Here is a 22,288-nt window from a genome sequence, read left to right on the forward strand (position 1 = left end):
GCATGAGATTCCGAATCTCAATATGCATCTTTCAGTTAATGTTCTTGATGTGTGTCGCCATTTGATTTCAACGGCTTATCCGTAAGCCTATGTTCGGGGCAGGCAATAAAAACCCTGGTTCTTGCTTTTTAATTCAATGCCGGGCCAAAAATAAAAAAGCACAGCCTGGGCTGTGCTTTTGGTGTTATAAAACCGCCAGTTTTTTCTGGATGCTGTACAAGTAGAAAAGCTGCTGAATGCTTTTGTACTTGGCTTTGCCCTTCATGTTGGCGATGTGGGTAAACAGCGTGGTTTTGGCGATGTTTAGCTCATCACAAATCTGTGCCAGGCTTCTGCCGTTGAACAGCAAGAAAGCGATGTCTTTTTCCTTCCGGCTGTAGCCAAACACGTTGCTTTGGCTCATGTTCTCAGGGAAGCGCTGGGTTTCCCCCGAAGTGATCAACGCAAAGATTTGCTCCTTCCCGGTGACGTAAACATTATGGCTGACCTTGAGCGCGCTTTTGGCGCAGGTGCACTGCATGTCGTAGACGATGACAAACCTCACGCCGCGGTTGCGGTTGATGATGTCAATGAAATCAACCCGCTCGTAAGCCAGCAGGAACCGGCTGTAGCTGATGATGATTGTTTTGATGTTTGACCGCCTGACGTATGCATTGATGTCACTTTTTTGCGCGACGCTTAGGGCGTCGAAATTCACAAGTTTCCTTTCATGAAATAAATAAGCCAGACCGTCTGTCGCATACTGAGAGGCGCTGATAACCATAACCATATTATTTCTCCTGCATTAAATTTTTTCTTGCCCAGAAGGTCTTGTATTTCATGCTAAATAAGGCTGAAAACAACACAATGCCGGGAAGGAGCAGGAGGATGTTTATATGTATAAAGCCCAACGCATAGATAAGCGAAAATACGCAAATGCTTAATAAAAAAAGATATATGTTTAAGCCTGCAAAGCGCTTAATGCGCCTGCTGCCGCAGGTTGAACACACATCTGTGTCTTTGTGCCTGAGCCGGTTGCAGACCACGCACCGCGTGTAGTTCTCGTCCTTTAAATCTGAGTTTAAACCGATCTGTTTTGAGTTAACCATGCACCCTCCACTTTATTCATGCTGAACATGCCTGCGAGTCAGGAGAACCCGGCTGGCAGCGTTAGGTAGCGTTGCTTATAAATTGTTTTGCTCTGGCATGATGCTATGTCAGGCCATTATGCTTTTTAAACAGTAGAAAATTAGCCCTGAGATAAGGCCTCTTGAGTATAATTATATTTTTAATTTTATGAAGCGGGTTTTATCTTAAGAGTCTGTCAGTAAACTCTGTCATTCTCTTGTTTAGTTAAATAACGTTTTTTTGTTTTTCAAAGTTAATAGTAAATCACTATAGGTTTTGCGGGCAATTGAGAGGAGTGGCTTTAAGATAAACTCTACCGGAATGGTGTGCGCTTCTTTATAGCCAAAAATATAGAGTTGATAATATAAGGAATGAAAACTTAAGCTGAAGTGTTCTTTTGTTGATGAATTCGCTTCGTAAGTAACGGCTGACCTCGCCATAATCCTTTACATCTGTTTTACATTGTTTTGAATTTGCATAATGACCTCACGCCATAACCAACAGGGCAACACAGAAAAATATTTCTGCTGGAATAACGGTTGTGGTTTTGACTAATTTTACTTGTGAGATGATAACAATGAAACTGATGCAAAAATCAATCTGCGCGCTGGCCGTGCTGGCCGCAACGGCAACCTCTTTTACCGCTCAGGCGGCGGACACTGTCGATCTGACCGTTATTGGCACAATCACCCCATCCGTCTGTGTGCCAACTCTGGCTGGCGGGGGTGTTTATGATGTGGGCACAATTAAAGCTGCTACCTTAAGTGCAACTGCGCTCAACGGGGTGACAACACAAACCAAACAGCTCTCCATTGTTTGTGATGCTCCAACCAAAGTTGCCATCAAAGCAGTCAACAAGCGTCTGAATACCGCGGCGGATACTACTGAGGTTGCTGCTACTGGAGCGGCTCCGGCGCCGACGTCATTGGTTACGTGGAGGGGTCATAATGTAGTTGGTCTGGGTCTGGATGGCTCTTCACGTATCGGCGGGTATTCCCTCTATAACACTGGCACAGTTAATGCTGATAACAACACAGTCGATGTGATCACCGCCGACGATGCAGCGCATACCGCATGGACTAAAGGTAGCGGAACTCCTAATATGTATGGTATAGGTGCCGCGCCGCGACTGCTCACCGTTGCCGCCACGGGCACAACCGTGCCCGTGGCCTTCACCAGTCTGACGATGAATGTATCAGCTACAGTATATGTTAATAAAGCTTCCGAGTTGGATCTGACTAAAGATATTAAGCTGAATGGTATGACGACCCTGGAAATGGTGTACCTGTAAGTTCTTCATGCTCAACCCGGCAATCGCCGGGTTTTTTCTGATGCTGTAAGCATTCTCTTACTAACTCTTAAAATATTACTGCTACGCAATATCAGCGTTTTTATAAATAATAAATCTGTATTGGATGTTATTTTGTTTATTTTTTTCTAATAGCATTAGAGGCTAGTGATGAAGTGTGATTTTCTATTAAAGTTTTTGGCGACATTTTTATTGATGAATGTTACCAGCGTTTATGCTGCCGGGATGATTCCTGAAACCTCCGTCGTGATTATTAATGAAAACGATGGGGAAGGGGCTATTAATATTCAAAATAGCGACGAACAACCACTGCTGCTGGTGACCACGCTGCAGAATACTGTGGATGACAAAATTACTAATTTGCTGTCAGTCACCCCGCCTGCGGCCCGAGTAGAGCCAGGCAAAAGCCAGCGCGTGCGTTTTATTCTGATCGATAAAACGCCGTTAAAAACCGAGCGCCTGGGCCGCGTTATTTTTGAAGGCGTGCCGCCGCAGAAGAAAGATGAAAATATAATACAAATGAATGTTCGCCAGAATCTGCCGCTGCTTATCCGCCCGGCGGGCTTGGTTAAAGACGATTCACCGTGGAAGCGCCTGACCTGGAAGCAGGCCGGGAACCAACTGACCGTCAGCAATGATTCTCCTTATGTGGTGCGCCTGGGGCAGGGAATACAAACCCTGCCGGACAACGTGAGCTGGACGCTGCCGCAGAGCTATGTGCTGCCGGGGCAAAAAATCACCATTTCTCCAGATAAAGATAAGCAGCCCGGCGTGGCCAGCAGCGTGCGGATCTCCCCGGCCACCACCTGGGGCTATAGCGTAGCCACCTACGACGCACCTGTTAGCCGGTAAGTGAAGTGAAAACACAGCCAAAACGGGCGTTGAGTTTACCTCGCTTAACGCATCTGTCCGTTGCCATTGTAGGTGCACTTGGTCTGTTCTCCGTGCCTGCGGCAAAGGCGGAGGAGGCGATTGAATTTGACGTGGAGTCCCTACGCTCGCAGGGGCTTGACCCTAAGCTGGCGAATCTATTCCCGACCGCGCCGCGTTTTCTGGCCGGTAAAAGCCTGGTTGAACTAAAAGTTAACGGCAGCGGGCGGGGGCGGATAGAGCTGATGTTTGACGAGCAGGGGCAGCCCTGCCCGGACGCTGAGTTTATGCAGAAAGCCGGGCTGAAAGCGCCCAAACAGGCCAAAGACGCCCGGCAGTGCATCGACTTAACAAGCCTCTGGCCGCAGGCGGAATGGACGCTGGAGCCTGGAGAAAGCAAGGTTGAGCTGGTGGTACCGCAGGAGGCGCTCGCCAGCCCGGAGGAAGATACCGGCCACTGGCAGCACGGCGGCGTGGCCGGGATGCTCAACTACGACGCGCAGTACAGCGGCTCCCGCGGGGCGACGAGCGGTCTGGAATTTATGCAGCTTGCCAGCGAAGCCGGGTTTAACGCCGGGGACTGGATCGTCCGCAGCCGTCAGACCCTGAGCCGCTTTAACGGTGAGGACAGTTTTCGCCACGATGCTGCCTATGCCCAAAGAACGTTCGCCGGATTAAAAAAGGTGCTACAGGCCGGGCAAATCGGCCTGGGCAACTCGATGTTTGGTGGTGGCCAGGTGCTGGGCGTGCAGGTGTTCCCGGAGCAGGCGCTACAGGGAGATAGGGGCGGCCCGGCGCTGGTGGAGGGCATCGCCGACAGCCAGTCGGTGGTGGAGGTTCGCCAGCAGGGGGTGCTGGTGTACAGCACCACGGTGCCCGCCGGGCCGTTCCGTCTGCAGGGGTTCCAGTTGCTAAACACCCGCAACGATCTGGAAGTGACGCTCAACGGCGTGGACGGCGGCAAGCGGCAGTTTATCGTCCCGGCGGCCACGCTGCTGCTCAACGGCCACGCTATCGCGCCCGGCCTCTCGTTCGGGATGGGAAAAATGCAGAACCAGGGCAGCGGCGACGCTCCGGTGGTGGGCACCCTGGCAACCGGCTGGGTGCTGACCCCGCAAACCACGCTGAACGGCGGGGTGTTTGGCTCCGATCCGTGGCGGGCGCTGGCCGCAAGCCTGGACTCGCAGGTCTGGAACCAGACCCTGCTTTCCCTGCAGCTCACCGGCGCGCAGGATAAGCGTCACGGTAATCACGGGGCGCAAGCCAGCTTCTCGGTCAATCAACCGATCACCGAGCGCCTGAGCGCCAGCGCCAATATTTCGCGGCAGAGCTTTGGCTACAGGGAACTGAGTGAGTCCGTTGCTCGGGAAACCCAGGACAAAAGCGGGTACACCCGCGAGCAGTATAGCCTCGGGCTAGGCTGGTCGCAGGAGGTTATCGGCAGCCTGTCGCTCTCCTGGGCGCGCAGCAGCACCTTTGACAACGATGTCATCAACTACTTGCGCGCCAGCTGGAGTAAAGGGTTTGGCCGCAGCTTTGTGGGGCTGAGCCTGGAGCAGGACAGCGGCGGCCGCCATTCGCGCGGCGACAAGCGCGCTTATCTGTCGGTCAGTATTCCGTTTGGCGACGGGCAAAGCGTCAGCAGCTACCTGAATACCAGCGCGGGAAGCGCCCGCAGCGGTCTGCGCTACAGCAACCGCACCAGCCAGGACCGGGGCTGGAGCCTTTCAGCGGACAGAGACCTGCGCAACAGGCGTTCGTCAGGTACGGCAAGCGGCGATCTGGTCACCTCCGTTAGCCAGCTCAGCGGTAGCGTAGGGACAGATTCAAATCGTTATACCAGCTATTCGGCACGCGCCAGCGGTTCGTTGGTTGCACACGGCGGCGGGGTTACCCCATCGTCCTACCGGGTGGATGACACCTTTGGCATTGCCAAAGTCGGGACAGAAAAAGGCATTCGCATTGAAACGCCATCCGGGCCGACCTGGACCGATAGCCGTGGCTACGCGGTGCTGCCGTCGCTCTCCAGCTACCAGCGATCCACTGTAGAAGTGGACACGCGTTCGTTGCCCAAAAATGTGGATATTGCCAACGCCTGGAACGAGACCGAAGCCGCGCGTGGTTCCGTGAGCCATATCGCTTTTAACGTAATCAAAACGCGCCGCGTGCTGGCAACGGTTATTGATGCGCAGGGTAAACCTTTGCCTTACGGCGCCAGCGTCTTTGCCGAAAGCGGCGACTTTATCACCGTCGTGGGTGAGAACGGCGGCGTGTTTATCAGCGACGCAGACAGCGCCGGGAAAATGGACGTGCAGTCCTCCGGCAAAACCCTGTGCAGCTTCCGCCTGATGCTGCCGGAGCAACCCGCGCAGGCCGAGCTGTATGAAACCGCCCGCGCCAGTTGCAAATAACAGGAGCCATCATGAGAAATATTTTTGCACCTTTCGCGCTGTTGCTGGTTTTGTCCGGCCATGCCTGGGCGGACATTGCGCCACCGCCTTCTGTCATGGCGGTTGACCCGCGCTGCACAATCTCCGTCGGCAACGGCACGATTAATTACGGGACGCAGACCAAAGCACAGCTTCAGAGCAGCGGCCCTCAGCTCACGCCGGGCAAGCGCACCCTGATGTTGAGCGTGGCCTGCCCGTTTGCCCGCGAAATCAGGCTCGGTGTTCAGGGGGAGCGGACCGGCGACGGCAGCCTGCGCTATGGCGATCTCGGGCAGCTTAAGGTGCGGTTAGTGGACGCGCAGCTCGACGGGCAGCCTGTGGCGCTGAGGGACATCAGCACCGGAGGGCAGCCCGAGGTCTGGAATATGAGTCTGAAAGCAGGCTCCCGCTTTGAGGTGAGCCACAATAGCCTGCCGCTGAACGGCAAAAGTTTCAGCGCCAGGCTCGAAATTGAGCCACTGATAAGCGAAAGCGCCGTTCGCGTAAGCCACCAGACCACCAGCGAAGCAAGACTGAGCTTCGACCTTCTCGACTAACTCTCCCAAGGAGTGCCACCCGCGGTAATGCTGCCGCGGGGGCTTTTTGCTACCTGTAATAACCTTCAGTCAAGTAAAGGGATGATGCTATGATTTTGAAAAATAAAAACAATTTTCTATTTCGCTATTCTCTGCTGGCTCTGGCCTGCGCGGCTTATCAGGCTTCCGCTGCCAGTTCTCCCGGCATCAGTATCGGTCAGGGAAACGTCAGCCTGACCGGGGCGGATATCGCGGCCACCGGCTCGGATAACGCGGTAGAAATTTATAACCCGGCGATGAGCGGGCATGGCTATGTCACGCTGGTGGACAGCACGCTTAGCAGTGAACAAGGCGATGCGGTGTACCTGCTGAGTGGTGATATCAGCCTCACCAATTCCACCGTTACCACGCAGGGCGGGATGGGGATCAACGTCAACAACGACTCGAATGCTCTGATTCGGGGCGGCAGCGTCACCACGCTGGGAAATAATGCCTCCGGGCTATGGCTGGCGCGGGGTGACTCCACGGCCGATGTGGACGGCACCCATTTCACAACATCCGGTTCTATGTCCCACGCCTTTGAAGCGCAGTACGGCAACGCGAAGCTGAACCACAGCGTGCTGAATACCAGCGGGTTGGGCAGCTACGGCCTGTATACAGAGGCCAGCGTAGAGGGCGAAGACAACGAAATTACCACCTCCGGCGACAGCGGGATTGGCGTTTTTGCCGCCCGGGGAGGCGTTATCAAGCTGAATAACAGCCAGATTACGACGGCCGGAGCAAGCGCGGCAGGCCTGCTGGCCTACCCTGGCTCAACGATTCAGGGGGATAACCTGACGGTGAATGTGTCGGGCAACAATAGCCCGGCGCTGTGGGCGCGTGAAGGCACGCTGGCGCTAAGCCACAGCCAAATCAGCGCGACAGGCCAAAGCGGGGCCGGGCTGCTGGTGACGTCGTCCACGGCGGGCAATGCCAGCCAGATTAGCCTGACCGGCAGCCAGCTCAGCTCAGCCAATGGCCCGGCTATTCAGGTGAACAGCAATGCGCTGGCGGATATCAACCTGCTGAACGGCTCTCAGCTCCTGGGCGATGTCCTGGCGGCGAGCGGGAGCCTGGTGAACCTCAATTTTACTGATGCCAGCGGGCTCACCGGCGCGGTAAACGGCGTCGAACAACTTAGCCTGGACGGCAACAGCCGCTGGACGATGACGGGCAGCTCTGCGCTGAACCAGTTGCACACCGACGGCGTGGTGGAGTTTTCGGCCAGCGGCGGGTTTAAAACGCTTTCTCTCGGCAGCCTGAGCGGCAACGGTGATTTCAGCCTGAACACCGACCTGGCGGCGCTAAAAGGTGACCTGATTGCCGTCAGCGGCCAGGCGGCGGGGAATCATCAGCTGCGCATCAATAACAGCGGCCTGGAGCCAGCTAATCCTGCCGACCTGACGGTGGTCACCACCGGAGGCGGAAGCGGCAAGTTTGCGCTTTACGGCGGCCTGGTTGATGCCGGGGCTTATTCCTACCGCCTGCAGCAGCAGGGCGATAACTGGGCGCTGGTGCCTTACACCTCTGGCGGAGGCGGGCGCGGCGGAGATGGTGGAGATAACGGGGCGATTTTACCGTCGCCTACCGCCGCCAGCGCCTTGGGGATCGTGAATGCGCTGCCCGTCGCCTGGTTTAGCGAACTGACCACGCTGCGCAGCCGTATGGGCGATGTGCGGCAGGGGCTCTCCAGCGGCGGGGCCTGGGCGCAAACCACCGGCGGTGAAACGCGAGTCAACAATGGTGCCGGGGTGGATTACCGCCAGACGCAGCAGGGCGTCACCGCAGGTATCGACGGCATTCACTCGTTCGACAATGGCCGATTGCTGACGGGGCTGTTCAGCGGGGTGGGCAACACTCGGCTGAATTTTGATCGCGGCAGTCGTGGCAAGGTGAATAGCTTTACCGTGGGGGCCTATGGCACCTGGCTACAAAACGACGGCTGGTTTACCGACGCGGTGATGAAGCTGAACAATTTTGCCAGCCGCGCCGATGCGGTGATGTCGGATGGAACCAAAACCCATGGCGGTTTTAACGTGCCGGGCCTGGGGCTTTCTCTGGAAGCCGGGAAGCACATTAAGCTGAATGACGGCTGGTTTGTGGAGCCTTCCGTTCAGGGTGCTACCCTCTGGACCAAAGGTGAAGCGTTCCGCTTTGATAACGGCCTACAGGCGGACAGCGGCAGCACCCGCTCTGAACAGCTTGCGGCCCACCTGAGCGCGGGGAAAGATCTCCAGCTTCAAAACGGCGTGGTATTGCAGCCCTGGGCGAGGGTTTCCCTTGTTCAGACGTTCAGGGGCAATAACCAAATGAACATCAACCACCACGGTTTTGATAACGATCTGGCCGGGACTCAGGGTGTATTTGCCCTTGGCGCTGCCGCCATGCTGCGAGCCGATACCCAGGTTTATGCTGAAGCCAGCACCAGCCAGGGAGAGCGAGTCTCTTCCCCTTGGAGCGGCATGCTCGGGGTTCGCTGGAGCTGGTAATGATTAACGGTGATATCCGCTGCAAGGCGGGTGTCACCGCGTTTTAATTCACGTCAGGCTGTTTCTTCTCTTTATTCCACCACTAAGTGCTTCTCTCCGCTGGGTAATCTGGTAATAGCCTTATTAATAAAGGCATTACTGTTTTTGTGGGCTAAATATCGACCAGTTCAATAAGTAATCTCCTACAGATCATTCTGTGGTGAATCGTTAATGTGGCGCTAACATTACTTGCGGGTAAGATGTTTCCCAGGGCCCCTTCAGGAAAAAGAGCGATGATTAAGAAAGTGCTTATTGTTGATGACCACCCGGTGATCCGTTTTGCGGTGAAAATGCTGCTGGAGAAAAGCGGCATGGAGGTCGTCGGCGAAACTGACAACGGTATTGAGGCGGTGCAAAAGTCGCGCGAGCTGGAGCCGGACCTGGTGCTGCTGGACATCGGCCTGCCGAAAATCGACGGCATGCAGGTGCTGGAGCGTCTTCGCTCTCTGGCGCTGCCGATGAAGATCCTGGTGCTGACCTCTCAGGCGGGGGCTCACTTTGCCCAGCGCTGCCAGCAGGCCGGGGCCGACGGGTTTGTCACCAAAACGGATGATCTCAACGACCTGCTGGACGCGGTCAGAATCGTGCTGAAGGGCTATGCCTATTTCCCGCAATCTTCCCACTTTGTCAGCGCGGCACCGGGTAAAGTGCAGAACGAGGAACAGAAGGTGAACGACCTGTCTGACCGCGAGCTGAGCGTGCTGATCCTCACCGCACGCGGCCTCGGGAATAAGCAAATTGGCGAGCAACTGCTGCTGAGCGAAAAAACCATCAGCACCTACAAGCACCGACTAAAAACCAAACTTAACGTCACCACGCTGGTGGAAATGATCGACTTCGCTCGCCGTAATAATCTGCTGCAGTGAGGCCCTGCGTGCGCCGTCTGCTCCTGATTCTGTGCCTGCTTTTACCGCTGAGCTTTGCGGCGGCAGAGGATTTCCAGCTGCTGACCCGCGTGCCGCCTCAGGCCGTTCCCACGCTGACCTTGACCGAACAACAAGCCTGCTACCTGGCCGATAAAAAACAGCTGGTGATGGGGATCTTTCGCTATGACTCTCCTCCCTATGGGATGAGAAATATTCGCAATGAATTTGAGGGGTTAAGCGCGGATTACGCATACCTCATCGCCGAACAACTCAAGTTACCGCTCAGAATTAAACAGTTCGATACGCCGGAAGAAGCCTGGCGCGCCTTATCCCAGGGCGAAATTGATTTCATCCCATCGGTAGGTACGCTCTCCGAAGACGAGACGTTCGCGACCTCGCGCCCCTACGCCACGGAAAGACCGGTGATCGGCGTTGATTTTAACGACATCAAAGCGCTGCCGGACGATTTAGCCAACACCCAGGTCGCTATGGTGCGTGACTACCTGCCGCTCGACGTGGTGCGGAATTATTATCCCGGCGCGCATTTTCGCCTCTACGACAATTACCAGGATGCGCTCAGCGCCGTCGCCTTCGGGCAGGCCAGAGTTTACCTGGGGAACAGCTTCTCGCTCAGCCGTAATTTTCTCAACAGCCTGCGCATGGTGCGCTTTAGCCATATTCCCGCCAAAGGCATCTCTTTTGCCCTTAGCCGTCAATCCCCGGAGCTGCTGAATCTGATTAACCAGGCGCTGCTGAACGTGCCGGAAGAAGAGCGGCTGGAGATCCTGCGTAACTGGCAGCCCAACTTTGCCAACATCAGCCAGTCGGCGGGGGAGTTACAGCTCACGCCGGATGAAAAAACCTGGCTGGCGCGCCACCCGGTGGTGAAAGTTGCGCTTTACGGCGGCGACAAAGCGGCCCCGCTGTCGTTTATTGACAGCAACGGCCCGCTGCTGCGTGGCATGGTCAGCGACCTGCTTTATGCCGTCAGCGTGCGCACCGGGCTGCGGTTTGACTTTATTACGGTGGACACAACCTCTGAGATCCTGAAGCTGGTCAACACCGCCGATGCCGATATGTTTGCCTCCATGACCGCGAGCGCCGAGCGGACAAAACAGATCCTGTTTACTCGCCCTTACCTACGCAGCGCCTTTGCGCTGACGGTCGCCAGCAAAAATAAAGAGATAAAATCGCTGCCGGATCTGCGCGGTAAAACCCTGGCGCTGGTCAAAAACAGCGGCATAGAAGGCATAATTAAAGCGCGTTATCCCGAAATCAAAATCCTCCCGCTGGAAAATGAAACGGAAATTATGGACAGCGTGGCGAGCGGCAAAGCCGATGGCGCGGCCAGTATTCTGCTGATGGCCGATTACCAGATAAAAACCCATTACGCGGGCAAGCTGAAAGTGGTGGCGACCCTGGGCGACCAGCCCGCCTGGATTTCATTTGGCGTGGGCCGCGCCGACCCCGAGCTGCGTTCCATTCTTGATAAAGTTTTGCTGAGCATTCCCCCGGTCGAAATCGAAAGCCTGGCAAACCGCTGGCGGCCAAGCGATTTAGTGGTGGTGGACAGCTTCTGGAGCCGCTACCGCACGGTGCTGGTGACCGGCGGGCTGGTCACCACGGCGATTATTTTACTGCTGATGGGCTGGGCGCTGACGCTGCGCAGGGAAATAAAACGCAAAGCGGCTCTGCGCAGGCAGCTTAACGACCAGCTGGCGCAGATGCAGACGTTGGTCAGCAGCATGCCGTTCCCGGTTTCACTCCGGGATCGTGAAGGTCGGCTGACCTACTGCAACGAGCGTTACCTGGCGGAAACTGGCGTGGTCTACGAGCAGGCGCTGGGGAAAACGATGGTGGAGTACCCCGGTTTACGCTCGCCTGAGCAAGCCGCGGTTGATCACCAGCAAATGATGCAGGCGATTGCCAGCGATCTGCCCATCTTTGAAGACCGACGCTACGATCTTTGGGATAACCCCGGGGCGTCCATTGGCATCACCGTTTATCAGTGGATCCAGCCTTATCACAACAGCGAAGGTAAAGTTGTGGGGGTGATTGCAGGCTGGCTGGACATTTCAGAGCGTGAGGCTCTGTTCGCCGAGCTGCGCGAAGCCAAAGAGCGGGCCGAAGATTCCAACCGGGCAAAATCGGTCTTTCTGTCTACCATGAGCCATGAAATTCGCACGCCGATGAACGCCATTATCGGCATGTTAGATATGGCGCTGAAAAAAGGCCGGAACGGCGAGCAGGATCTGCAGGCGCTTGAAGTTGCCTATGACTCAGCGGACAGCCTCGTCGGGCTTATCGGCGATATTCTGGATCTCTCCCGCATTGAAGGCGGGCACCTTGAATACCACCCGGAGCCGGTCAATCTCGCCAGGCTGGTGGATAACCTGCTGAAGGTGTTCCAGGGGCTGGCGATGGATAAAAACATCACCCTCAGCAAGTCGCTGCCCGAACCGGCGGGCGAAACGGTACTGGCCGACCCGCTGCGCATCAAGCAGGTACTTTCCAATTTGCTCAGCAATGCGATCAAGTTCACCGACCAGGGCGGCGTAACCTTGACGCTTACGCAAAGCCACGATGAGGCGGGCGACAATATTGTTTATTGCATCGAAGTGCAGGACAGCGGCATCGGCATCGATCCTGTCCAGCAGGCTGCATTGTTCAGGCCCTTCAGCCAGGCGGATAACCGCCGGGCGGGCACCGGGCTGGGGCTGTATATCAGCCGTAATATCTGCGAAGACATGGGCGGTAGCTTAATGCTCAGCAGCGAGAAGGGGACAGGGACTCGCGTTTGTGCCACGTTTTGCCTGCCCGTTGTGGCTGAGCCTGGGGCTGCCCATTCCCGCTCGTCGCAGCCGGATGCGCCGCTGCCTGCCATGCACATTTTGGTGGTGGACGATAACCCGGCCAACCGGATGCTTTTGGCGAAACAGCTGGGCTGGCTCGGGCAGCAGGTTTCCCTGGCCGAAGACGCTTATCAGGCGCTGCATGTGTGGCAGAAGCAGCCGTTCGAGGTGATCATCACCGACTGCAACATGCCCGGTATGAACGGCTATCAGTTCACGCAGGTCATCCGGGAATCCGAAGAGGAACAGGGGCGCGAGCGGGCACTGATTATCGGGTTTACCGCCAATGCGATGCACGAGGTGACCGAGCGTTGTCTCGAGGCGGGCATGGACGGCTGTCTGTTTAAACCTTGCTCTATCAATGCGCTGGCCGACATGCTGCGCGGGCGCGGCGGGGTAAAAAATAGTGACGCCGTGGCGGCTAAAGACGAGGGAGAAGAGGTGGATCGAGCGATGGAAAAAGCCATGCTGGCGCTGATGATTGATACCCTGCGTGAAGACTTAGCCCACCTTGAAGGGCTCACGCCCGAGCGTGACCGGCTGGCGATTGCAGACCTGGTACATCGCATGGCGGGCAGCGTGCGTATTGCCCGGCAAAATGCGCTGGCGGATGACTGCCTGGCGCTGGAAAAAGCCTGCCGGGGCGAGGTCCCCGTCGAAGCCCTGGCCGGGCCGTTAAGCGAGCTTAACCAGCGTTTGCATAGCTATCTGCAACGCCTGCAGGATGTTAGTTCACTAGACGAGCTGGCCGGAACGGTCTTTTAACCAAACAACAGGGGCCGAAGCCCCCTGGTTAAAACCCGTTGCGGCGGGCGAAATCCATCAGCTCGTGCAGGGTTCTGGCATGAATCTTCAGCATAATATTGCGCTTGTAGGTACTCACCGTTTTCTCGCTGAGCTGCAGTTCGCCGGCAATCTGCTTATTGGTTAACCCGGCGCTCAAATGGCGTAGAACCGAAAGTTCACGGGGCGTCATGTGCAACAGCTGTTCGCTGTTACTCTCTGCGGTTTCAATACTCCTCTGAGCCTCCGGGCCGCGCAGGCAAAAAAAGTTGCTCATCACGAGGCTATCCAGCGCCTGATTTATTTCCGCAGCACCAAAGCATTTATTGAGATAGCCGTGAACGCTCAGTTTGCAGCCGAGCAGCCGGTACCAGGCGCTATCGGACGCCGCGTAGGCCAGCATTCGCATGCGGGGGCAAAGGATCTGCACCCGAGGCAGCATTTTTAGGGTTTCGTCGTTCAGCGTCGTGGGGTCGAAAAGCAATATATCGGGCTGCTTCTTAAAGAGTTCATGCAGTAAATGACGCTCTTCCTCCTGCATCAGCATGACCTGCCACCCCCGCTGGGCCACGATCCCGGTTAACCCTTCGCGCATCAAAGGGTGCTGTTCATAGATCAATACCTTTCTCATTACCTGTTCCTTTCTTCATCATGAGACATGCCTCTTCCGGGCGAGCTTGGTGCTCTTTTTGTTGAGTAGTTACCAGCAGGTGCTGCAAGGTTTCGGGTTGCAAGGGTTTGGTTAAACAATCGTTCATGCCGGCGGCGAGGCAGTTATCGCGGGCATCTTCGCGGCTCATCGCCGTCAGGCCGTAGATTGGGGTTGGATTCAGGCCAAAGCGCTTTTCTGCCTGCCGAATGTGGCGGCTTAACTCGAAACCGTCCATGTCGGGCATCGTACAGTCGGTAATGACCATGGTCAGGTGGCGGTGCTGCTGTTGCCAGAGCGATAGCCCTTCGCGGCCATCCGTGGCGGTCAGTACCTGGTAACCCTGTTTTTTAAGCTGCTGGCGGAGCAGAAGCCTGGCGGGCGGGTAGTCATCCACAACCAGCACCTGAGGTGCGGCGGCGGGCAGTGCCAGCTCGGAGGTTATTAGCGCCGCAGGCGTCGCGGGGGTAAAATGGCGAACGCTAAAGCTGAAGCTTACCGCCGCGCTTTGCGAGTCCTGTTCGGCCCTGAAAAGTTCAGCTCCCGACGCCGTCGCTACGCACTGGCATTCTGAAAATACGTGCTGCTGCGAGGCTTCGGGCCAGGCCGGGTTACTCACTTCGATTTTTAACGGCAGCGCACCTGCTTTTTCTTCGCCCAGGACTCTCAGCGCCACAATGATTTCCCCGCTGGACGAATGCTTGATGGCGTCCCGCAGCAGGCAGGAAAGAATGCGGATCATCTGCAAAGGGTCGCACTCAACCTGCGGGTGAGTCAGGTCAGACTGAACTTTAATCCCAACACCTTTTTCTTCCGCCTGCTGGCGGTAGAGCGCCACGGTGCTGTGCAGCAGAGAAGGGAGATTCACGAGGCGGGAATGCCCCTCCGAATCCATATTTTCTGCCCGGAAGATGTCGATGAGATCGTTACTCAGCATTTGCAGCGAACAGGCCGACTCGTAGGCTGTTTGCACATTTTCATTGTGCTGATGTCGTTCCTGAAAGCGCTGGAGCTCAAGCTCAAGCAGGCCCACGATGGCGTTCAACGGCGTGCGGATTTCGTGCCCCATGCTGCGCATAAAGGCATCTCTGGACTTCACCAACTGCTCATTCTCCTCTTTTGCCTCCTGCAGCTGCTCGATCAGCGCCTGGCGGCTTTGTAGATGCGCGGCGAGCGCCCTCAGGCGGTGGCGCAAATGGTTTATCCAGAATGCAATCAGCGTAAACAGGGCCACAACGCCCGCGGCGCCCCACAGCAGGGCCTGCAGGGAAGGCGCGTTAACGGCGGGCTTGTCCAACGTGGTCTGCGACTCACGCCAGCTTGCCGCCAGTTTGAGCAGCGTTTCAGGCGTTATTTTTTGCAGCGCCTTATTGAAAATAGAGAGCGGCTGCGGGTTATCGCCGGGGAAGCCAAAGCCGAAATTAAGCGGCTTAAGCGGGAGCGACAGCGCCTGATAAAGGCGCATATCCTCCTCCCGCTTGATCTGGTATTGCGCGGCAAACTGGCTGGTGATAACGCCGCGCACCTGGCCTTTATGCAGGGCCTGAACCGCCTCGGCCAGGGTGTCTGTGCGGATAAGCCTGAGCGTGGGGTACCAGGTTTCCAGCCACGGGATCAACAGGCTATGGCGCTCAATAGCAATGCGCTCGCCGCTTAAATCGTGCAGCGAGGCCGGGCGCTGGTGGTGGCGATCCATGACTAACACCGCCGGGGAGACGAGCCACGGGAAAGAGACTTTTTCCGGCGGGCGCGCCGTTTCGTCTTCCCCTGGGATCGTCAACTGGTGAGCCAGAATCGCGCCGGGAAAACGGCCAATCAGTCGGGTCAGCTCTTCATCGCTGTTGGCTATTTCGTAGCGCAGCTTGAGGCCGTAGCGCGCTGAAATAAGCCGCAGCACGTTGACGGCCAGGCCATCGGGCTGCCCTGCGGCGTTAATTAGCGTGAAAGGGGCGCGGCGGGTATCCACCAGCACGACCAACGGCTGCTGCTCGTCCAGCCAGCGCTGCTCTTCTTCGCTGAGCTGAAGCGGCAGTAAATCCTGTGTGCCGTCGTCGTCAACGCCCCAGCCCTGGGCGATGCGCAGCCGGCTGACGACCGGCAAAGCGTTGAGCGTGTCATCAATGGCGCGGAGCAGCTGCGGCGAACGGCGGGTCACGCCAAAGCTAAAATTGATGTCACTTTGGGCAGGATGGGGCATCAGCCAGATATTATCGACCTGCCCGTCGCGGGTTAAGTACCGGGCGGTGGCCTGGTTGAGTGCGAGCATCCCCGTCTGGCCGAAGGCCACTTCGTTGATGGCGTGCCGGTAGTCCTGGAAACTGTGTGGGGCGACGCCAAACGGGTCGTGCGGCGCGGCGGCAATGTCCTCCAGCTCCGCCAGCAAGCCAAGTTTTGCCAGTTGACGATCGGGGTCGCGTTCGTGGCCAACCACCATGACGCCGGTATCGTGCAGCCACGGCACGGAGGCTTCAACAGGGCGCCAGGTGTCCAGCGCCGGGTTCCAGACGGCAAGCATTTGAAGGGTGTTCTGGCTGAGCGCCGCCAGGGCTTCGCCTTTGCTCCGGTAGTAATGCAGCCTGAAACGCACGTTAAGCGTCGTTTCCAGCACGGACAAATAGTCCGCGTCCATGCCCGCCAGCTCCCCGTTTTCAAGGCCGAGGCTTATCGGCGGCTGGGATATTCCCCAAATACCGACGTTGATGATGGGGTTGGCAAGCAGCCAGGCTTTGACCTCCGGCGGGAAATCCACTGTCGGCGGGTTGACCTCTATTCGGGGCGCAAGCTGCAGCGCCTGGGATGCCGCCTGGGCCGAAATCATCAGAAAAAATAGCCAGCCAGTAAACAGCGCGGTGAGTATTTTATTCATCAAGGATTCAGCTCCGACGGCGGTCAGCATAGGGGTAGCGGCTAAGAAAAGTCTGGCAAGGATGCCGAAGCGCGGGGCAAAAGCCTCCAGGCTCTGTCCTGGATTTTGATGTGATTAGCAAGGTAAGCAATTGCTTACCGGTCGCTCAGTAAAGCTTGATAAGAAACCACCAGAAGTGTGACTAAGATCTACCCCAGAACACCGTATGAGCCGGTGCATCAAGCGTGAAACAGAGAGGCATACATGCAGGTGAACACTCCCCAAAAAATCCGCGTCGTGCTGCTGGACGACCACCCAATGATTCGCCTCTCTTTTGATATCGCCGCCCGAAGAGAGCCGGACATGGAAGTGGTGGCCAGCTTTAGCCAGAGCAAAGACCTGCTGCAGTGGCTAAGCTCGCACCGGGCAGATGTGCTGGTGCTGGACTATATCCTCGAGGGGCATGAAGTGGATGGCCTGACGCTAATCAAACAGATTCTGGCGCGTTACCCCGACCAGAGGATTTTGCTGTCTTCTTCAATGGAAAGCCTGGCGGTGATCCACGCGGCTCTGCTTGCCGGCGTGAAAGGCTACATCAACAAACGAGAAGACATTAGCCGCTATTTTCACGCGGTGCGGCAGGTGGCGGCGGGGAAATGCTATCTCTCGGCTGAGCAGGAAGCGGGGCTTCTGCAGTTACCCGCTCGTCGCAAAAACAGCGCCTCATTAGACGCGCGTTTTGGCGATGACGCGCTGCCGGTCAGCAGGCTGCTGGCGCTGCTGACGCCGCGAGAGTCTGAAATACTGCGGCTCTTTCTGGATGGCCTGACGGTGCAGCAGATCTCAGATAAGCTCAAGCGAAGCCGGAAAACGATCAGCTGTCACAAACAAAGCGGCATGAAAAAACTGGGGATTGCTTCCGATCCCGAGCTGTTTAAGTACCGGGAAGATCTGTTCAAGTAAGGTTTGGCGGCTGCGGGAGAGGCTGTTTTCTGGCCGGGATAGCGTGATTGCTGGGGGAGAAAGTTATTTCGGTGCGTGTTAACTTCAAAATGGTACGCCCTACAGGGTTCGAACCTGTGACCTACGGCTTAGAAGGCCGTTGCTCTATCCAGCTGAGCTAAGGGCGCACTGAGTAATGCAGAGAAACATTACGGCTTGATGCGGGGTGGATTATACGGTCAGCACCTTTTGAGTCAATGGCTTTTCAACCACCTGCGCGACAAATGAGCATAAACCCACATCAGTGCCTGACAGCGGGCCGCGCATCTGACAAAATAGCCGCAACCCCCTTCCTTTAAGTTTACAGATGGAATTCTCTCTCTGATGGCAGCAAAGATTATTGACGGTAAAACGATTGCGCAGCAGGTCCGGCTTGAAGTTGCTGAAAAAGTAAAAGCCCGAGTTGCCGCAGGAAAACGTGCCCCTGGTCTGGCCGTTGTATTGGTGGGAGCGAACCCTGCGTCCCAGATTTATGTCGCGAACAAACGCAAAGCTTGCGAAGAGGTGGGTTTTGTCTCCCGCTCTTATGATTTGCCGGAAACCACCAGCGAAGCGGAGCTGTTAGGGCTGATCGATGCGCTGAACGCGGACGCCGAGATTGATGGCATTCTGGTACAGCTGCCGCTGCCTGCCGGGATCGATAACGTCAAAGTTCTCGAGCGTATCGACCCGGATAAAGACGTGGATGGCTTCCATCCGTACAACATTGGCCGCCTGTGCCAGCGTGCGCCGCGCCTGCGTCCGTGCACGCCACGTGGTATCGTGACGCTCCTTGAGCGCTATAACATCGACACTTACGGCCTGAATGCGGTCATCATTGGCGCCTCCAACATTGTGGGGCGCCCGATGAGCATGGAGCTGCTGCTGGCCGGTTGCACCACCACCGTGACTCACCGTTTCACCAAGAACCTTCGTCAGCACGTTGAGAACGCCGACCTGGTGATTGTCGCCGTGGGCAAACCGGGCTTTATTCCGGGCGAATGGATTAAGGAAGGCGCTATTGTTGTGGACGTCGGCATTAACCGCCTGGAAAGCGGGAAAGTGGTCGGGGACGTAATTTATGATGAAGCCGCCGCCAAAGCCTCGTATATTACGCCGGTTCCGGGTGGCGTAGGCCCAATGACGGTGGCCACCCTAATTCAGAATACCTTGCAGGCCTGCGAGGAATATCATGATGTTGATGGAGAGTAATAATGGCGACCTTCTCACTAGGTAAACACCCCCACGTTGAACTGTGCGACTTGCTCAAGCTGGAAGGCTGGTGTGAAAGCGGCGCGCAGGCTAAAGCGGTGATTGCCGAAGGCCTCGTGAAGGTGGACGGTGAAGTTGAAACCCGCAAGCGCTGCAAAATTGTGGCGGGTCAGACCGTCGTCTTTGAAAGCCTGAGCATTACCGTTCAGCCTTAATCGCGCGCGCCCTTTTCTGAACGAAGAGGGCAGGCATCAACTCTCCTTGCCGTTCGGGGGAAGGAGAGTTGCAGAGCCTTTCCCACCTCAGATCCAAGTACCCTTATCAAAACCAGGCTTAAAAACCTGCGTCACTTCAAATATTCGATAACAATATGGCAACAGCGCAGAATTCAGTTGCGGGGCAAAAACCGTTTCGGCACTCTAGGTAGAACGTTCTACTAGAACGTTCTACCTACCATAAAAACGCGTGAACAGACAAAACGCGGTTACTGCGTCTGCACCGGGGGAAACGTCCATGAGTCTGTTGTCCAGTGTTGTTAAATCGTTATCAAAGCTTTCCATGATTGGCCGCGCCTTAATGCTGCCTATCTCTCTGCTGCCCGCCGCAGGTTTACTGCTGGCGTTCGGCGATAAGTTTCACTTACCGCTGATGATGAATGCGGGCGGCGTTATCTTCGATAACCTACCTATGCTGTTCGCCATTGGTTCCGCTGTGGGCCTGGCCGCTGAGTCAGGTATTGCCGCGCTGTCTGCGGCGGTGTCGGTGTTTATCATCAACATTACCATTGGCACGGTGATGCACATCACGCCGGAAATGGCCTCTGCGGGCGGGAAATACGCCATGGTGGTCGGCATCCCGACGCTGCAAATGGGCGTTTTTGGCGGGCTGATCTCCGGTATCCTGGCGGCATGGTGCTACAACAAGTTCCACACCATGCAATTGCCGGAATTCCTGGGCTTCTTCTCCGGCAAGCGTTTTGTGGCCATTGCGACGGCGTTTCTCTCCTTCCTGTTGGGGATGGTGCTGCCGTGGGTCTGGTCGTACATTCAGTCCGGCATTGATGCGCTGTCCGTGGTGGTTAACGGGGATAATCAGGCCGCATCAACCTTCATCTTTGGGCTGGTTGAGCGCGCATTAATCCCGCTGGGCCTGCACCACATCTGGTATCCGTCCTTCTGGTACTCCTTCGGGGAATACACCACCCATACCGGGCAGGTGATTCACGGCGACCAGACGATTTGGTTCAAAATGCTGGAAGAGGGCGTGAAGTCCTTCAGCAGCGACAGCTACCAGAATGCCGGTAAATTCATGCAGGGCGAGTTCCCGCTGATGCTGTTCGCGCTGCCTGCCGCCTGTCTGGCGATGTACCATGAAGCCAACACCAAGAATAAGAAAATTGCCTCCGGTATTCTGTTCTCTGCGGCGCTGACCTGCTTCCTTACCGGGATCACCGAGCCGGTTGAGTTCACCTTCATCTTCGTGGCTCCGATTCTGTATGTGTTCAACGCGGTGATGGCCGGCCTGTCTTATATGTGCATGTACCTGCTGCATGCCCATATCGCCAAATCGTTCTCCGCCGGGATGATCGACTACATCTCCTTCGGGATCCTGCCGTCGTTCAACGGCTACCAGACTAACTTCCTGATGGCGGTGGTCGTGGGCGTGCCGATGGCGCTGATTTACTACTTCACTTTCCGCTTCGTGATTCGCCGTTTCGACGTGAAAACGCCGGGCCGCACCGAAGTGACCGCTAACGCGGGAGACAAAACCGACACCGAACTGGCGGGCGATATCATCGGCCTGCTGGGCGGGGCACCAAACATCAACTCCGTGGGGTCCTGCATCACCCGCCTGCGTCTGGAAGTGGACGACAGTTCGATGGTCGACAAAGACGGCCTGAACAGTCTGGGCGCTCGCGGCGTGGTATTCGTCGGCGATTCGGGTATCCAGGTCATATTTGGTGCCAGGGCGCAATTTATTGCACAGACAATGTCGACGATGATCGGTAAATAATGTAATACCTTTCGGCCTCCTGTATGTTTCAGGGGGCTGAAATTTATGGATGTGCGGTTACAGGGGTGGAATGAAAAAGGTCAACATCATTGATGTCGCTGAGCTGGCGGGCGTATCGGTTTCGACGGTTTCGCTGGTGCTGCGCCAGAAGGGCAAGATCTCTGAGGCGACCATTGATAAGGTCAATGCCGCTATCAAGGAGCTGGGCTACGTGCATAACGTTGCCGCCGCCAACCTTCGCTCCAACACCTCTAACCTGATCGGCCTGATTATTCGTGACTTTAACAACTCTTTCTCCGTCAACGTCACCGCGAGCGTTGTCCAGCAGCTCGAAAAACAAGGCTATATGGTGTTTCTCGGCCAGCCGCGCGACGGAGAGCAACAGCTGCGCAACTGCCTGACGTCGTTTAGCCAGCAGGGCGTTGCCGGGGTGATTTATCTGGCCGCTGACTGCCACTCCGCTGACGTTCCCCAGGCCATTACCGACTGCCCGCTGCCCACGGTGGTTATCTCTGAATCAACCATTACCAGCACGCGCGATGTGATTGGGCGGGATAATCGCCAGGCCGGTAACCAGGCCACGCGCTTTCTCATTGAACGAGGGCATCGCAATATTGCCTGGCTGGGTGGCACAAAAAGCTGCCTAATCCGCGCCGAGCGGCTGTCTGGCTACCGCAGCGCCCTGCAGCAGTATGGCTTGCCGTTCAGAGAAGAGTGGGCGCCGGAATGTGCAGACGATACATCGGCCTCGGCTTTTGCCACGCGCCTGATGCTGGAAAAGAGCAACCAGATTACCGCCATGCTGTGTCATTCTCCGGCGGCCATTATCGGCGCAATTACCGGCATTCAGCAGGTTGGCCGCACCGTTGGGAAAGACGTTTTCTTAACGCAGCAGGTCTCGCTGATTGGTTTCGAGGATATGATGTACATTAATCTGACCTCGCCGAGCTTTACCTATGTTTCCGCCTCCAGTGAAGAGACCGGACGACAAGCTGCTGCATTAATTGTCAGCAAAATCAAACAGCCGGAACTTCCCGCCCAGAGAATTATCATCTCTGGTGAACTGGTGCCGCGCGAATCTGCATAACGGGAAGTATATTACCCGTCCGTTATTATTATGCGATTAAACCCTTCCACTCACATTAATGGCATATTATTAACGCATTATTTTCATTTTTATTTCAATTAATGATGAAATCAGCCTGAGATTGCAAACCGCATATGTTCTGGTCAGAATAGCCACTTCTCTTTCAGAATTTTCTCTTAAAT

General features: G+C 56.1%; 15 protein-coding genes and 1 tRNA gene. 12 read left to right on the forward strand and 4 right to left on the reverse strand.

Features of this window, described 5'->3' with window-relative positions; genetic code table 11:
• Nucleotides 1-184 precede the first annotated feature (184 nt).
• Nucleotides 185-769, reverse strand: coding sequence for a LuxR C-terminal-related transcriptional regulator (locus tag LH23_RS10680; protein WP_039290995.1), 585 nt, complete (start codon nt 767-769; stop codon nt 185-187).
• Nucleotides 770-1,684: 915 nt separating this feature from the next.
• On the opposite strand from LH23_RS10680, the gene LH23_RS10690 reads away from it, so the two are divergent.
• The 7 genes from LH23_RS10690 to LH23_RS10720 all read left to right on the forward strand — a co-directional run bounded on the left by LH23_RS10690 (nt 1,685) and on the right by LH23_RS10720 (nt 13,301).
• The gene (locus LH23_RS10690) at nt 1,685-2,398 is read left to right on the forward strand and encodes a DUF1120 domain-containing protein (RefSeq protein WP_052050174.1); all 714 of its coding nucleotides are present in this window, start codon (nt 1,685-1,687) and stop codon (nt 2,396-2,398) included.
• 213 nt (nt 2,399-2,611) lie between these two features.
• Nucleotides 2,612-3,268 carry a fimbria/pilus chaperone family protein gene (locus LH23_RS10695; RefSeq protein WP_052050461.1) on the forward strand — a complete coding sequence of 219 codons (657 nt, stop codon included), beginning with the start codon at nt 2,612-2,614 and terminating at the stop codon, nt 3,266-3,268.
• A gap of 5 nt (nt 3,269-3,273) precedes the next feature.
• Nucleotides 3,274-5,697, forward strand: coding sequence for a fimbria/pilus outer membrane usher protein (locus LH23_RS10700; RefSeq protein ID WP_231560177.1), 2,424 nt, complete (start codon nt 3,274-3,276; stop codon nt 5,695-5,697).
• An 11-nt stretch (nt 5,698-5,708) separates the two neighbouring features.
• Nucleotides 5,709-6,272 carry a hypothetical protein gene (locus tag LH23_RS10705; RefSeq protein ID WP_052050176.1) on the forward strand — a complete coding sequence of 188 codons (564 nt, stop codon included), beginning with the start codon at nt 5,709-5,711 and terminating at the stop codon, nt 6,270-6,272.
• An 89-nt stretch (nt 6,273-6,361) separates the two neighbouring features.
• Nucleotides 6,362-8,779: an autotransporter outer membrane beta-barrel domain-containing protein gene (locus LH23_RS10710; RefSeq protein ID WP_052050179.1), complete on the forward strand. Its 2,418-nt coding sequence runs from the start codon at nt 6,362-6,364 to the stop codon at nt 8,777-8,779.
• 272 nt (nt 8,780-9,051) lie between these two features.
• Nucleotides 9,052-9,684, forward strand: a complete 633-nt coding sequence (locus LH23_RS10715; protein WP_197062508.1) for a response regulator transcription factor — start codon at nt 9,052-9,054, stop codon at nt 9,682-9,684.
• Between the two features lie 8 nt (nt 9,685-9,692).
• Nucleotides 9,693-13,301 (forward strand): transporter substrate-binding domain-containing protein, encoded by a 3,609-nt coding sequence (locus tag LH23_RS10720; RefSeq protein WP_231560178.1) that lies wholly within the window; start codon nt 9,693-9,695, stop codon nt 13,299-13,301.
• 28 nt (nt 13,302-13,329) lie between these two features.
• Here LH23_RS10720 and LH23_RS23070 read toward each other — a convergent pair whose 3' ends face one another.
• Together LH23_RS23070 and LH23_RS10730 are read right to left on the reverse strand one after the other, a co-directional pair.
• A complete protein-coding gene (locus tag LH23_RS23070; RefSeq protein ID WP_052050182.1) occupies nt 13,330-13,950 on the reverse strand; it encodes a response regulator transcription factor in 621 nt (206 codons plus the stop codon).
• Complete coding sequence (locus LH23_RS10730) at nt 13,928-16,834, reverse strand: response regulator (protein ID WP_197062509.1); 2,907 nt, start codon at nt 16,832-16,834, stop codon at nt 13,928-13,930. Before LH23_RS10730 ends, LH23_RS23070 begins: the two co-directional genes overlap by 23 nt.
• 243 nt (nt 16,835-17,077) lie before the next feature.
• Here LH23_RS10730 and LH23_RS10735 point away from each other — a divergent pair, with 243 nt between their 5' ends.
• Nucleotides 17,078-17,776 (forward strand): response regulator transcription factor, encoded by a 699-nt coding sequence (locus tag LH23_RS10735; RefSeq protein ID WP_039291001.1) that lies wholly within the window; start codon nt 17,078-17,080, stop codon nt 17,774-17,776.
• A gap of 90 nt (nt 17,777-17,866) precedes the next feature.
• Here LH23_RS10735 and LH23_RS10740 read toward each other — a convergent pair.
• A tRNA-Arg gene (locus LH23_RS10740) sits at nt 17,867-17,943 on the reverse strand.
• Nucleotides 17,944-18,139: 196 nt separating this feature from the next.
• Here LH23_RS10740 and folD point away from each other — a divergent pair.
• The 4 genes from folD (at nt 18,140) to malI (ending at nt 22,106) form a co-directional block, all read left to right on the forward strand.
• Entirely contained in the window at nt 18,140-19,006 is an 867-nt protein-coding gene (gene folD / locus LH23_RS10745; protein WP_008455989.1) for a bifunctional methylenetetrahydrofolate dehydrogenase/methenyltetrahydrofolate cyclohydrolase FolD, read from the forward strand.
• A gap of 2 nt (nt 19,007-19,008) precedes the next feature.
• The gene (gene ybcJ, locus LH23_RS10750) at nt 19,009-19,221 is read left to right on the forward strand and encodes a ribosome-associated protein YbcJ (RefSeq protein ID WP_008455991.1); all 213 of its coding nucleotides are present in this window, start codon (nt 19,009-19,011) and stop codon (nt 19,219-19,221) included.
• Between the two features lie 298 nt (nt 19,222-19,519).
• A complete protein-coding gene (locus LH23_RS10755) occupies nt 19,520-21,019 on the forward strand; it encodes a PTS transporter subunit EIIC (protein WP_008455993.1) in 1,500 nt (499 codons plus the stop codon).
• Between the two features lie 70 nt (nt 21,020-21,089).
• Nucleotides 21,090-22,106: a Mal regulon transcriptional regulator MalI gene (gene malI / locus LH23_RS10760; RefSeq protein WP_039291003.1), complete on the forward strand. Its 1,017-nt coding sequence runs from the start codon at nt 21,090-21,092 to the stop codon at nt 22,104-22,106.
• The last annotated feature ends 182 nt before the right edge of the window (nt 22,107-22,288 follow it).

Source organism: Cedecea neteri, from assembly GCF_000758305.1.
Taxonomy (GTDB): Bacteria; Pseudomonadota; Gammaproteobacteria; order Enterobacterales; family Enterobacteriaceae; genus Cedecea; species Cedecea neteri_C.

Bases quoted from the DNA above. Each gene is read 5' to 3' on its own strand.
- LH23_RS10680 (WP_039290995.1), bottom strand. From the start codon at position 769: ATGGTTATGGTTATCAGCGCCTCTCAGTATGCGACAGACGGTCTGGCT.
- LH23_RS10690 (WP_052050174.1), top strand. From the start codon at position 1,685: ATGAAACTGATGCAAAAATCAATCTGCGCGCTGGCCGTGCTGGCCGCA.
- LH23_RS10695 (WP_052050461.1), top strand. From the start codon at position 2,612: ATGAATGTTACCAGCGTTTATGCTGCCGGGATGATTCCTGAAACCTCC.
- LH23_RS10705 (WP_052050176.1), top strand. From the start codon at position 5,709: ATGAGAAATATTTTTGCACCTTTCGCGCTGTTGCTGGTTTTGTCCGGC.
- LH23_RS10710 (WP_052050179.1), top strand. From the start codon at position 6,362: ATGATTTTGAAAAATAAAAACAATTTTCTATTTCGCTATTCTCTGCTG.
- LH23_RS10715 (WP_197062508.1), top strand. From the start codon at position 9,052: ATGATTAAGAAAGTGCTTATTGTTGATGACCACCCGGTGATCCGTTTT.
- LH23_RS23070 (WP_052050182.1), bottom strand. From the start codon at position 13,950: ATGAGAAAGGTATTGATCTATGAACAGCACCCTTTGATGCGCGAAGGG.
- LH23_RS10730 (WP_197062509.1), bottom strand. From the start codon at position 16,834: ATGAATAAAATACTCACCGCGCTGTTTACTGGCTGGCTATTTTTTCTG.
- LH23_RS10735 (WP_039291001.1), top strand. From the start codon at position 17,078: ATGCAGGTGAACACTCCCCAAAAAATCCGCGTCGTGCTGCTGGACGAC.
- folD (WP_008455989.1), top strand. From the start codon at position 18,140: ATGGCAGCAAAGATTATTGACGGTAAAACGATTGCGCAGCAGGTCCGG.
- ybcJ (WP_008455991.1), top strand. From the start codon at position 19,009: ATGGCGACCTTCTCACTAGGTAAACACCCCCACGTTGAACTGTGCGAC.
- LH23_RS10755 (WP_008455993.1), top strand. From the start codon at position 19,520: ATGAGTCTGTTGTCCAGTGTTGTTAAATCGTTATCAAAGCTTTCCATG.
- malI (WP_039291003.1), top strand. From the start codon at position 21,090: ATGAAAAAGGTCAACATCATTGATGTCGCTGAGCTGGCGGGCGTATCG.